The following is an 11,970-nucleotide window of genomic DNA, read 5'->3' as shown; positions in this document are numbered from 1 at the left end:
AAAGAAATCGAAAAATAATTTTACCTGTTTTTAATCTTTTCTCTTTCTTGATTTACTTTCTCAATGTGCTCATAAAACCCCGGTATATTGAGAATTTAAAGACCACTTAATCAGATCCCTTCATTTAAAATGATTGAGCTATCCATCGACCATTGGTAGCATTAATTATTATTTTGTCTTTCGTCCACTGTTTACTCAAACCAGGGTTTTCATAAACAACAGTTTGGCGATTTCTAAATCACTCGATATTTTAGCTAATATTGGAATATTAGTTTAAATTAGCTGTCTACAAAAACTACGTATAGTTATTTTAATAGTTTACGTTTTAATGAACACTATGCTTTTTGGTTACATCAGAGTTTCATCAAAAGAACAAAATACAGATTTGCAGTTCGATGGGTTCAAAAGTTTTGGGTGTGAAAAATCTTTTTTGAAAAGGTTAGTGGCGCATCAAAAGAACGACCGGAGTTTGAGAAGTTGAAAGAAACTTTAAGATCTGGAGATACTGTTTTGGTCTGGGATATCTCAAGGCTTGGGAGAAGTACTTCTGAAATGATAAAAGTGGTAGAATATTGGATTACCAAAAAAATTGCAATCAAATCAATCCAAGAACCATTTATTGACACCACAACAGAATCTGGAGAATTTGTTATAAAGCTATTTATAATTCTTGCAGAAAGCGAACGAAAGAGAATACTTCGCAGAACCAATGACGGCCTTGAAGCAGCTCGAGCGCGAGGTCGAATTGGAGGAAGGAAAAAAGGTTTAAGCGCAAAAGCTATTGATATTGCTAAAAAAGTTACTAGACTATATAATTCAAAACAACTTACAACAGCGGAGATATGTTCTTCAGTAAAAATTAGCAGGGCAACACTTTATAAATATTTGAGGCACGAAGGCGCGTTAAAATAGAATTTGATCATGTCTTATCAATAGGGATATTTTCAAATAGCTGCGATTTCAAGGTGTAAAAATCAGTTTTAATAAATAATGGATACCTTAACAAAAGAATATAAAGATTGGCTCAAAGAACTGAAGTCAAAAGTTAGATCTGCACAATTAAAAACAGTAATCGCCGTAAATTCAGCACTTATTGGCTTTTATTGGGAGCTGGGTAAAATGATCTCAGAAAAAACAGCCTTGAGTAATTGGGGCGATAAGATCTTGGAACAGGTATCCAAAGATTTGAAAGATGAATTTCCTGATATGAATGGGCTCTCCCGAACCAACCTGTCCTAGGCAAAACAATTCTTTGAATTTTATGAATCCTCAATTATCCAACAAGCTGTTGGACAATTACAGAAATCCAATGACGAAGATGGTCAGATAATACAACATCCGGTCACCCAAATTCCCTGGGGTCATAACATATTGATATTTAGCAAATCTAATGATATAGATGAAGCCCAGTTCTACATTCAACAAACAATAGAAAACGGTTGGAGCAGAGATGTATTGGCACTACAGATAAAATCAAAATTATTTGATAGGCAAGGCAAGGCGATAACCAATTTTAAACAAACCTTACCGGATGAACTGTCAGAATTAGCGCAGCAGACCCTAAAAGATCCTTATGTTTTTGATTTTCTAACAATGACCAAGCCATTTCAAGAAAAGGATATAGAGCGGCAATTGATTTCACATATTACCAAATTCCTGTTAGAACTTGAAAAAGGGTTTGCATTTGTTGGTCAGCAGTACCATTTAGAAGTTGGAGAAACGGATTATTATTTAGATCTGCTTTTTTATCACACTAGGCTAAAATGTTATGTTGTGATCGAGTTGAAAAACACCAAGTTTATACCTGAGTATGCGGGTAAGCTGAACTTCTATCTATCAGCTGTAGATACATTGGTCAAACAAGATGATGATAGGCCGAGTATTGGGATTTTGTTATGTCGGGACAAGAACAATTTTGAAACCGAATTTGCCTTAAGGGATATTTACAAAAAAATGGGGGTAAGCGAATTTGAGCTCAACGAGATATTGCCTGATGATTTAAAATCTAATTTGCCGAGCATAGCAGAAATTGAGGAGGAACTCAAAAAATTGGAGTAGGTTTTTTTAATTATTGATATTAGTTTCGAAGATACGAGATTCTTTGAAATAGCTTCAAAAGCAGCCTTATAAAAGCAATATGCACAATATACATATTGCTAATGCTGTCTCAATAAACCAATGAAAATACGAACACTCATCTTTAATTTTCAACAGTTATGATGACAAAGTCTCTTGCAATAAGTGTAACAAGGATAATTTTGTAACCTCATAAGCTAGAAAATTAAACCAATATCAAGGAGCTTTGTCATGCTATCAATGAAAGTAATTTTTTAAAGTTTTCCTGAAGCTGGCTTTCGACTGCCGAGGCATTTATTTGCCAAATCTCTGAAAGGTAGTCTATTACCTTTATGCAATCCTTTGGCTTTAAAACAAGTCCATTGATTGAAGTGAAAGGCCCATCAGTCTCGCTTAATATCTTTTCTCTCGGAATCCGACCGATAATACTTTTCCCACTTAGAGATCGAGTCATCATGGGGTTTACAGAAAAATAAAATCCCGCCTGTCCTATTTTATCTATCAGTCTCAATGGGCCCGAATACCAATGAAAAATACCGGCTAATATCTGTTTTTCTATCAGTAAGTTTATTATTTCCCGTTCTGCTCTTCTGGAATGAATACTGAGAATCTTTTTTTTTTCCTTTATTTCATCTAATATCCGCGAGAAAGAATTCAGCTGAACCTCCTTTGTAGATATTCCTTCCCTAGAAAAGTCCATCCCTACTTCACCGATATAGCTTGTCTTATGAAGGTTCTTGATAAAAATCGGAAATTCTGGATATTCCGACCCATAGTACACCACCCATTCCGAGGCATACTGCACCAGCCATTCCGAGCCAAAGTACACCAGTTTTTGTTTGAGGTAGAATAATTGTTCCGATTGAAAGTGCACCACTTTTGCTGTACTTTGAATTGTTTTTCGTCCTGCCATTCCGACACATACTGCACCACTATATTTCACCATATCACTTATTTGGGCAGGGGTTTAACCCGTCAATTATATAGGTTTGGTAAGCATCAAACTTACTATAGATATGGCGAACAAACTGCTCAGTATGAATAAGATTAGACAGATACTCATTTTCCTAGACCAGGGCATCTCCCAGCGGAAAATAGAAAAAGAGGTGCGGGTCAACAGGCGTACGATTGCGGGTTATCTGGAGAAGTTCAGATCGACGGGATTGCCCTTCGATGACCTATTAAAGCTTTCTGATAGGGATATAGAGGAGATTCTTGGTCTTGTAAGGGAAGAGGTAATGGAGGATGCTGACCCCAGGCGGGTACATTTTCTTGAACATTTGGAATATCACAACCAGCAGCTCACCAAAGAAGGTGTAACCCGGTTATTATTGTGGGAAGAGTATATTGCAGGTTATCCAGAAGGGTTTCAATATTCCAGGTTCTGTGATCTGCTGCAGGAACACAACCGTGCCTCCAGGGCTGTAATGCACTTCGAGCATGGAATTGCAATAGTAAAGTGGAGACATTTTATTTTTTTTGAGAAGCATTACTTTAGATATTATTGATTTTCTTTATGTTTCATTTTGCATCCTCGTCTCACGTTTTCTTTTAGAGATGATGGCTTGCTCGAATGCTTTTGGGGTTAGGTAGCCCAGTGCCGAATGGAATCTGTTTTTCTTGTACCAAACTTCTATATAATCAAATATTTCCAGTTTCGCCTCTGCCCTGGTTGTGAATTTTCTGTGGTATATCAGTTCGGTCTTTATCGTCTTGAAAAAGCTTTCTGCCACGGCATTGTCCCAACAATTCCCCTTTCTGCTCATGCTCTGTACTATTGGCAGACCATCAAAAACATTACAGAACTCCCCGCATGCATATTGTACGCCCCTATCGGAGTGAAAAAGGAGCTCTTTTACAATGGGCCGGTTCTTCACGGCCATATTCCATGCGGCTACCGTGGTGTCGCGTGCGGTCATGTTATCGGCCATGCTCCAGCCAACAACCTGTCTGTCGGCGAGGTCTATCACCGATGCCAGGTAGAGCCAACCTTCTCCGGTCGGGATATAGGTAATGTCGCCAACCCATTTTTGGGCGAGTTCGACTGCCACAAAATCCCTGTTCAAATGATTTTCTGGTACGATATGGTCATGGTTGGAATCGGTAGTGTTGCGATATTTCTTCCTTGTTATGCTACATATGTTGTTTTTGGACATCAACCGCGCGATACGTGGACGAGATGCCGCAATCCCTTCCAATTTTAGGGAGGCTGCTATCCTCGGGCTACCATAACGCTTCTTACTGGCATCATATACCCTTTGTATGTTCTTCAACAGGATGATATTATCTTTTTCACGCTTGCCAACAGGTGTCCCCAACCATTTATAATAGCCGCTGCTGCTCACTTTTAAAACGACGGACATCTTTTCAACGGGGTAGATTACTGCGTGCTCTTTCATGAACCCGTATATCGCCCGTCTCCCTTGGAAAAGATGCCCACCGCCTTTTTTAGGATGTCCCGTTCCAGTTCCGCATTATGGAGCGCCTTCTTTAAACGCCTGATCTCTTGTTGATCCTGACTGAGACCGGCAGAGTCCATCATATTTTTTCCCCCATTGTAGCGGGGGTCGTTGCGCCACTTGCTCAGTCTGGAGGCATCGAGGTCTAGTTCAATGGCCGTCTCTTTTACAGATTGTTTTACTTCAGAAAGTGAAACAGCCATTTTCTTGAATTCATTGTCAAACTCCCGCTTTTTCATATTGGTCAAATTTATAGGTTCCTTTATATTTAATCTATAAAATGTCTCTACTCAAAGGTAGCAACTCCAGTGTGCCAATTCCTGATTAATAGTTCCATCCGATCTTTTTGGAAGCAAATTTCTCAACAATCCTTTTGCCGTCAAGGTCGGGCCCTGCGGGTTTTCAGAAAAAAATCTTCCCTGCTCGCTGCGCTCACGACGTTTTTTTTTCTGAAAAGTCTTGCCTTACAAAAGGATTGGTTTAGGTGAGGGTGCTTATCAAAAAGACAGGAAGCTCCTGCCGACTGACATTAAATAGATGAGCACATGGAAAAAACAAAAGGCAGAAGCCCACCCAGCACCCAAAACAGAAAGCAGCAGGAAAAATGCCCCTCGGGCAAAAAAGAATCCATTAAAAAACATTTAATCAAAAAAATCATGAAAACGACAGTAATAGAAAGCAGCAAATCAAACGGAAAAGCAAACGGTACAGCGGTAACCGTCAAGGCAGACAATAGCAAAACCGAACAGCAAAAAGTTAACGTATTACCAACCAGCAATGAGTTTAACAATAGGGCAAAAGCTAAAACCGAGCCTACGAAAGAAGAAATCACCGCAAAGGTTGCCTACCAAGAGCCACAAGCTCCAAAGGTTGAAACTGAGAGACCACAGGAACAGGTAAAAGCCGAAATACAGAAAGTTGAAACAGAACTGGCAAACGCAGAGCCGACCAAAAAAGAGGTTAAGGAAGAACCACGTCAAAAGCCCACTCTGAATTTGGAAAGTACTCTAAAATTGGTGGAGGAGCTGCACCGCAGGAAGATACAGCGTGATAGGTTGTTGGATACCATTGATGCGTTGGAAGCCTTTGAAATTGAACAGCAGGAAAGTGCGGAAGAAACCGACAGCAACCATTTTCAGGGTTGTGTATTGACCATCGAGGACGATAACCGCAAGAAGTTTACCACCAAAAACCCCGTTATCATCAAAGCGGTGGCACAATTCGTAAACAACATGTGCGTGAACCGATTGGCGGAAATCGAAGCAGATATTGTTATTCCTGCCTATTAACCCAATGCCCCTGAACTAGTGGCAGGGGCATTTATTCAATTCATAAAAATTTACGAACATGGAAGAAGTATTTATAGAGCACCTTGACCAAATCTACTGGCAGGGGTACGGAATGGGGCTTAGAGAGGACAACCCCGAGGATTTTTACAAGCAGTTGGGAGAATTTACAGACACCTATAAAATCCCAAAATATGAAACATCAAAGCCTTTATCCAATGGAGCGATCCGACCATCCAGACACAGCATAAACAGTAGAGAAGGAGGGAACACAAACGACCTTTTCGCTACATGATATGCTTAGCGTTAGAATACTGGAAACTGAGATTTTATTAACAAAAGTAACGAACATTAAAAACATCGATCATGGCACATAATATTAATTATAACGAGCAGACGGGCAAACATTCTTTTTTTTCGGTCAAAGAAAAAGCCTGGCATAATTTAGGGCAAATCATAGAAGATTATCCGACAAGCGCAGGAGCTATCATGCACGCAGGGTTAGACTACCAAGTAGAGAAACGCCCCTTGTTTACCTATGATAACGAAAATCACAACGGCGAAACTAAAACGGATATTGTCATCCCTAAAATTGAAGTACCCGACTTTTTCGCAACCGTCCGCACCGACACCGAGCAGATTTTGGGGGTGGTCGGGAACGATTACAATGTGGTACAGAATGTAGATGCGTTTTCATTCTTTGATAGCATTGTAGGCGGTAGAAATGAAATTTTATATGAGACCGCTGGCGCATTGGGCAAAGCGGGCGAACGGATTTTTATCACCGCAAAACTACCCGATTATATCAGGGTTGGTAAAGATGACTTAATAGAGAACTATCTCTTTTTGACTACTTCCCACGATGGTTTTGGTAGTATCACGGCAGCGTTTACCCCAGTTAGGATTTGCTGTAACAATACCCTGAATGCCGCTTTGAGAGGAGCGAAAAACAGTATCAAAATACGGCATACCATTAATGCACACAATAAACTGCGACAGGCGCACGAGCTGTTGGGCATCAGCAGCCAATTAACTCGGGAATTAGAGGAAGTATTCAACCACTGGTCAAAAATTCGCATTACCGATAGTGCCGTCAAACGTTTGGTACAACTGGCAATGGCACCAAGTAGGGAAGTCTTACAGAACCTAAAACACGGTAAAGACGATGAACTTTCCAGTACCTTTAATAATATTGTTAGTTCGGTAATGGAGTATAGTTTTACCAATCAGACACAGCAGGAAGCCACCACCAAAGGTACGCTCTACGGTTGCTACAATGCGATAACTGGCTACTTTCAGAATGTGCGCAATTACAGAGACGAAGAAAGTAAACTGAAATCCATCATGTTCGGCACGGGATTACAACGCTCCCAGACCGCCTTAAACATCTGTGGGGAATTTGCCAACCATGGTAATTTGGCGTTAAACTGATGCGTTTTCAATAGCAATTGGGCTAAATAATAGACCAATTGCTATTGTTTGACTACCCGAAAATTTCGGGCGGCCCCTTGTGGGACAAAAGCTTCAAGATAGGGGGGTCTAAGTGAAATTACGGATAGGGTCACGGCAACATAGCTGATTCTTGGTTCAACCGGAGGTAGGTTTTCGTTAGGAACTGGATCAATATTCATATAGCCACATTTGATTTCATTTCTTTATTTTTATATCAGTCAAAACATTTAGCTCAATTTGGTAGTGTTTATATGGCCAATGAAAATAATTTTCAAATACCTATTCGAAATATCATCAGGCAAACTGCGAGGCTTTACCGGCTTGATTATGCCGTTGTCGATGGCCAGCAAGTTTTTCACGAAGTGCTCAACGAAGGTAATTTTGCAAGGTATCGGGTAAGCCCCTCAGAATTTTCGCGAATTAAGACCAGTAGCAAATAAAGGCAAAAGTATTTAATCCATAATTACCATTATGGGCTTTGAATGGGATAGCAAAACATGTGAAAAACTCTGCCAAAACTCTGCCAGTGGCCCGGGAATTTTTAATGAAAATATGCAAAAAATTGAAAGATAAAAACGCTCAAAAAGTGCCAAATTTTCTATTAAATCCTAATTTTTCGTTAAAATTTTTTAGTGGATAATAAATTATCTGCCACATTATAAGTATTAAATTTGGCTTTAAATTAGTTTAAACAATGTTTTTTAATTATCTTTATTTTAGAAAATTGAGTAAAAACTCTGCCAACACTCTGCCAAATCACCCAAAATGACAAATAAAAAAATGCTTTTAAGTCATCAAAAACAGCGTTTGAGTGACGCAATTGATGAAATATCCACTCCGATATTCTCCACTTTGCAATTTCTTGATTATCAAGAAATTGCAAAAGTTAAAAAAAATCGTTAATTTATTCAAGTAATACTCCGAAGCGCTGCTTCGGCAGTCAGAGCGCAAAGTTTGAAAACGAAGTGTTTTCAAAAGGCTAAAAAAAGATTCTCTGTCACGAATACTCCGATAGCTCTGCTTCGAAGCCATTTATTTATCCCAGATACAGTATTATCAAATATTAAATATAATATTTTGCATCTTTTTGTATTATTTAATGAACTAATCACCGCTAATTTTCTTGGGAAGAAATTAGAGGCAAATTAATACTGCTGATTACTAACTTTGTTAACCTATCGCCCTATATCATATTCGGAACGGAAAGGTTGAAAGCGAATTTTACTTATTAATAAATATTAACGAAAATGGGACTTGGTTGAGTTTATAATGTAAACTCAGAGAAGAAATTAAATAGTAAAAAAACTAAATACTTTTAGCGACTAACTAGCCGAAATTTTAACGAAAATAAAATTTAATGCGACAAGTCTGGGCTATCAGGATAAACGCAGGATGTTGTTTGTTGAGCATTACCGACAAGGACGAATAGAATATGCTCGAAACATTATTTACTCTTTTCTTAGCCAAAATAAATGATAAAATTTACAAGGCTTTAAAATGGAAACACGCATTTCTTGTAAGTTATATAACAAAAATAATGCTAATAATATGTATGAATAGGTGGTAATAAAACTCTTAAAAAATATTTTTTAAGAGTCGTCTACTGGCATTATTTTCAGTAATTTAATTATTTCGTATAATTGCATAACCAATTATTAAATCTCACTGATTTTTCAGTTTTTATATGCTAGACCAACGGGAAGAAAATGTTCTTTTACAGGAAATTTCACGCGGTAATGAAAAGTCATTCAGGAAGCTTTATGACCTCTACTTTCACCAAATAACAGTCTATGTTTTTAAAATCAGTAAATCGAAGGAAGTTACCGCTGAAATTGTTCAGGATATCTTTCTTAAACTTTGGCAAAAAAGAGAAGAACTGCCGCAAATAGAAAACATAAAAGCCTACTTATATTCCCTTTCCCGTAACAGAAGCATTGACTATCTGCGCAAATTGGCCAGAGAAGGTAAAGTTATTCAGGCGCTCACCGAATATCACAAGAAGTACAGTAATGCTACTGACCAAAAAATGGATGCAGAAGATCTATTGTTAATTATCGAACAGGCTCTATATTTTTTATCCGATCAAAAGAAACGCATATTTCAACTCAGCAAAATTGACGGCATGAGCCATGATGAAATTGCTGAAATGACGAATCTTTCCAAAAGCACCATCAAAAATCATTTATCAGAAAGCCTCAAGTATTTACGAGAATATTTCAGAAAACATCCTGAACATGGATACATTTTTTTGCTGATGATGATTGGTTTATTAGAGTAACTATAATTGCCGAAACATTTTATTAAATTAAATATTTTAAATTATAAAACTCTTTTATCAACCGTCACATAATCCACCCACATCATAGTTTTACTAAACAGATTGATCAGTTTGTTATTAAAGATGCCAATACTGTTATTTGACCCAACATTAAGATTGAAAATAATGTTGTGAGCGCCAAAATTTTGCAGTTTTAAATTAGTGTTTAACTCGTTCGAGTAGGTAGATACGGTAACACCGTCAAGCTGTATAGTTACAGTTACGTTACCATTTTCGTTTTTCCAGTATTCATCGTACACATGCCATCCCGAACTTACTTCATACTTTTTTTCTGCAGTGTTGCCCAATTGGTTTTTAATTGCTGATGAACCATAGAAAAGGTTTGAAGCATACTTAGCGTAATTGCCAAAAGAATAGGCCTCCACAACATCGATTTCGCCCTGTAATGGCCACTTGTTTTCCTGTGCGGTCCAAAAAGCTGGCCATGCGCCATAAGTTTGTGTAAAATCTTTGAATGTTGTACCGTCAAGCGCAACCAGTTTGATAGAAGCACTAGTTCTGTATTCCTCGTTTTTCGTTGGCTTAAAAGAGAAATTAGACTTTACAAGACCAGATTTATAGTTACTCCCATCAGCAGTAGCAGTAAGAACCAAAACATCCTTGGAGTCGTAATTACCGATTATGGGAATATTTGGGTCATATATACACCGGCTAGAATTGTAATCCGCCCGATTGGCTTTCTCCCAGTTATTTAAATTAACGCTAAAATCATCAGCAAACACTCTCGACCATTCCTTCGATGCAGTATTGGGGGATTCCACCTTAGTTTCCTCTTTCGTTATATTTTCGGATTTTTTACACGATAAAGAAATTATCACAACAGCATACATGGCAATCAGACCGGAAAGTTTCTTCGTTTTTCTCATATTTAGTAAATCAAATTTAGTTTGTTAGTGATTCAACTCCTCTCAATAAGGTTAAGTCTAAATAAAGACGGTTTATTTTGGTTAATGTACTGCCTGAAAAATAATTTTATTAAATCTTTTTTAATCCAACTGAAAATAATTAATAGCTAGACAGTACGTTTGCTTCTGAACCTCGTCATATGTGAAATGAGCCCAGCGTAATCCTTAATTATTAAATATGCATCAGCAACCATCAAGATTGAAGTATTTATTGCAGCAATATGCGGATAGCAATTGTACGCGAGAAGAACTGGTTGAACTTTTTGAGACGTTGAACAAGACTGAGGACGATCGTGATTTCGATGAAGTATCCTTGAGGTTATGGGAGAATGTAGGTCTTTCTGATCCGCTACCAGAAATCGACAAGGAACAAATCTTCCATAACTTGATGAGACCAAAGAAAGTGCGGCTTTATTCGCCCGTAAAATACCGGATGATAAAGTGGGCAGCAGCGGCAGTCCTTTTGTTTGCTTTAAGTTTCGGACTTTACCGTTTAGGTAACAAAGGTCAACAAGTACACAACCAGATTTCAGCAAATAAGATTATAAGTCCCGGAACTGATAAAGCGGTATTAACATTGGCGAACGGCAAAACGATTACACTTGATGACAACAACGGAACCGTAGTTGCACAGGGAAATACAACCATCATTAAATTCGGTAAAGGTTTTATTACTTACAGGGATGGGAAAGTAAAAGAACAGGGCGAGACTGTATATCATACGCTTAGCACTCCAAAAGGAGGGCAATATCAAATCGAACTCCCGGATGGAACTAAGGTATGGCTTAACAGTTTATCGTCACTTCGGTTTCCTGAACAGTTTCAAGGAAACAGTCGTAAAGTGTTTTTAACGGGTGAAGGGTATTTTGAGGTTGCTAAAAATAAAAATAAGCCGTTTATTGTTGACATTAATAATACGGCGGTAAAAGTGTTGGGCACGCATTTCAATATTATGGGCTACGATGATGAAACTAGCACCAATACAACATTATTAGAGGGTTCAGTAAGAATTACCGCTGGCAAGAACACGAGCCTATTAAAACCTGGCGAACAAGCTAAAGTTAACGACGGAATCCAAGTTTCTCCGGTTGATGTGACCCAGTATGTGGCTTGGAAAAATGGCGACTTGAACTTTGCCCATGAAAAAATTCAGAGTATCATGAAAAAAATATCACGGTGGTATGATATTGACATCAAATACCAGGGAAAGATTACCGACGAAGGTTTTGTAGGTAATGTAAAGAGGTCTAAAAACTTATCAGAAGTGCTAGACGTTCTGGAATCTACCGGATTAGTACATTTTAAGATCGAAGGGAGGAGTGTAATCGTTATGCCGTAAAATACTTTTTTGCCCTAATAAAGTTAGAAAAAGTCCAGAGGCGCTCGAACGCCTCCGGATAACGCTTAGTCTAACTAATAATTGAGAGACAATTACTAACCAATTTATACCTAAA

The 11,970-nt window shown here is 38.2% G+C and carries 13 protein-coding genes and 1 pseudogene; 10 read left to right on the top strand and 4 right to left on the bottom strand.

The window, feature by feature from the left end:
- Positions 1-423 precede the first annotated feature (423 nt).
- The 3 genes and pseudogenes from ABIB40_RS19545 (at position 424) to ABIB40_RS19535 (ending at position 2,058) form a co-directional block, all read left to right on the top strand.
- On the top strand, positions 424-912 hold the full coding sequence (locus ABIB40_RS19545) for a recombinase family protein (protein WP_354361413.1): 489 nt from the start codon (positions 424-426) through the stop codon (positions 910-912).
- A 78-nt stretch (positions 913-990) separates the two neighbouring features.
- Positions 991-1,479: pseudogene (locus tag ABIB40_RS19540) on the top strand (DUF1016 N-terminal domain-containing protein); the annotation flags it as partial.
- Positions 1,456-2,058, top strand: a complete 603-nt coding sequence (locus ABIB40_RS19535; protein WP_354361411.1) for a PDDEXK nuclease domain-containing protein — start codon at positions 1,456-1,458, stop codon at positions 2,056-2,058. The pseudogene ABIB40_RS19540 and the gene ABIB40_RS19535, both read left to right, overlap by 24 nt.
- A 247-nt stretch (positions 2,059-2,305) precedes the next feature.
- Here ABIB40_RS19535 and ABIB40_RS19530 read toward each other — a convergent pair whose 3' ends face one another.
- Positions 2,306-3,022, bottom strand: a complete 717-nt coding sequence (locus ABIB40_RS19530; RefSeq protein ID WP_354361409.1) for a TatD family hydrolase — start codon at positions 3,020-3,022, stop codon at positions 2,306-2,308.
- A 91-nt stretch (positions 3,023-3,113) separates the two neighbouring features.
- Between ABIB40_RS19530 and ABIB40_RS19525 the strand changes: the two genes are divergently transcribed.
- The gene (locus tag ABIB40_RS19525; protein ID WP_354361407.1) at positions 3,114-3,584 is read left to right on the top strand and encodes a hypothetical protein; all 471 of its coding nucleotides are present in this window, start codon (positions 3,114-3,116) and stop codon (positions 3,582-3,584) included.
- 6 nt (positions 3,585-3,590) lie between these two features.
- On the opposite strand, the gene ABIB40_RS19520 is transcribed toward ABIB40_RS19525, so the two are convergent.
- Entirely contained in the window at positions 3,591-4,475 is an 885-nt protein-coding gene (locus tag ABIB40_RS19520) for an IS3 family transposase (RefSeq protein ID WP_354361405.1), read from the bottom strand.
- Positions 4,472-4,774: a transposase gene (locus ABIB40_RS19515; RefSeq protein ID WP_354361403.1), complete on the bottom strand. Its 303-nt coding sequence runs from the start codon at positions 4,772-4,774 to the stop codon at positions 4,472-4,474. The genes ABIB40_RS19520 and ABIB40_RS19515 overlap by 4 nt, the downstream gene beginning before the upstream one ends.
- 417 nt (positions 4,775-5,191) lie before the next feature.
- Between ABIB40_RS19515 and ABIB40_RS19510 the strand changes: the two genes are divergently transcribed.
- The 5 genes from ABIB40_RS19510 to ABIB40_RS19490 all read left to right on the top strand — a co-directional run bounded on the left by ABIB40_RS19510 (position 5,192) and on the right by ABIB40_RS19490 (position 9,551).
- Positions 5,192-5,824, top strand: a complete 633-nt coding sequence (locus tag ABIB40_RS19510) for a hypothetical protein (RefSeq protein WP_354361401.1) — start codon at positions 5,192-5,194, stop codon at positions 5,822-5,824.
- 58 nt (positions 5,825-5,882) lie between these two features.
- A complete protein-coding gene (locus tag ABIB40_RS19505) occupies positions 5,883-6,116 on the top strand; it encodes a hypothetical protein (protein WP_354361399.1) in 234 nt (77 codons plus the stop codon).
- A 71-nt stretch (positions 6,117-6,187) separates the two neighbouring features.
- Positions 6,188-7,252: a DUF932 domain-containing protein gene (locus ABIB40_RS19500; RefSeq protein WP_354361397.1), complete on the top strand. Its 1,065-nt coding sequence runs from the start codon at positions 6,188-6,190 to the stop codon at positions 7,250-7,252.
- Positions 7,253-8,038: 786 nt separating this feature from the next.
- Positions 8,039-8,176 (top strand): hypothetical protein, encoded by a 138-nt coding sequence (locus ABIB40_RS19495; RefSeq protein ID WP_354361395.1) that lies wholly within the window; start codon positions 8,039-8,041, stop codon positions 8,174-8,176.
- 781 nt (positions 8,177-8,957) lie between these two features.
- Entirely contained in the window at positions 8,958-9,551 is a 594-nt protein-coding gene (locus ABIB40_RS19490) for an RNA polymerase sigma factor (RefSeq protein WP_354361393.1), read from the top strand.
- Between the two features lie 41 nt (positions 9,552-9,592).
- Here ABIB40_RS19490 and ABIB40_RS19485 read toward each other — a convergent pair whose 3' ends face one another.
- The gene (locus tag ABIB40_RS19485) at positions 9,593-10,477 is read right to left on the bottom strand and encodes a glycoside hydrolase family 16 protein (protein WP_354361391.1); all 885 of its coding nucleotides are present in this window, start codon (positions 10,475-10,477) and stop codon (positions 9,593-9,595) included.
- Between the two features lie 217 nt (positions 10,478-10,694).
- On the opposite strand from ABIB40_RS19485, the gene ABIB40_RS19480 reads away from it, so the two are divergent.
- Positions 10,695-11,855 carry a FecR family protein gene (locus ABIB40_RS19480; protein WP_354361389.1) on the top strand — a complete coding sequence of 387 codons (1,161 nt, stop codon included), beginning with the start codon at positions 10,695-10,697 and terminating at the stop codon, positions 11,853-11,855.
- Positions 11,856-11,970 lie beyond the last annotated feature (115 nt).

Origin of the sequence: Pedobacter sp. UYP30 (genome assembly GCF_040547165.1) — a bacterium.
In the GTDB taxonomy this organism is placed as follows: Bacteria; Bacteroidota; Bacteroidia; order Sphingobacteriales; family Sphingobacteriaceae; genus Pedobacter.
This window is presented reverse-complemented; position numbering and strand designations above follow the sequence as displayed.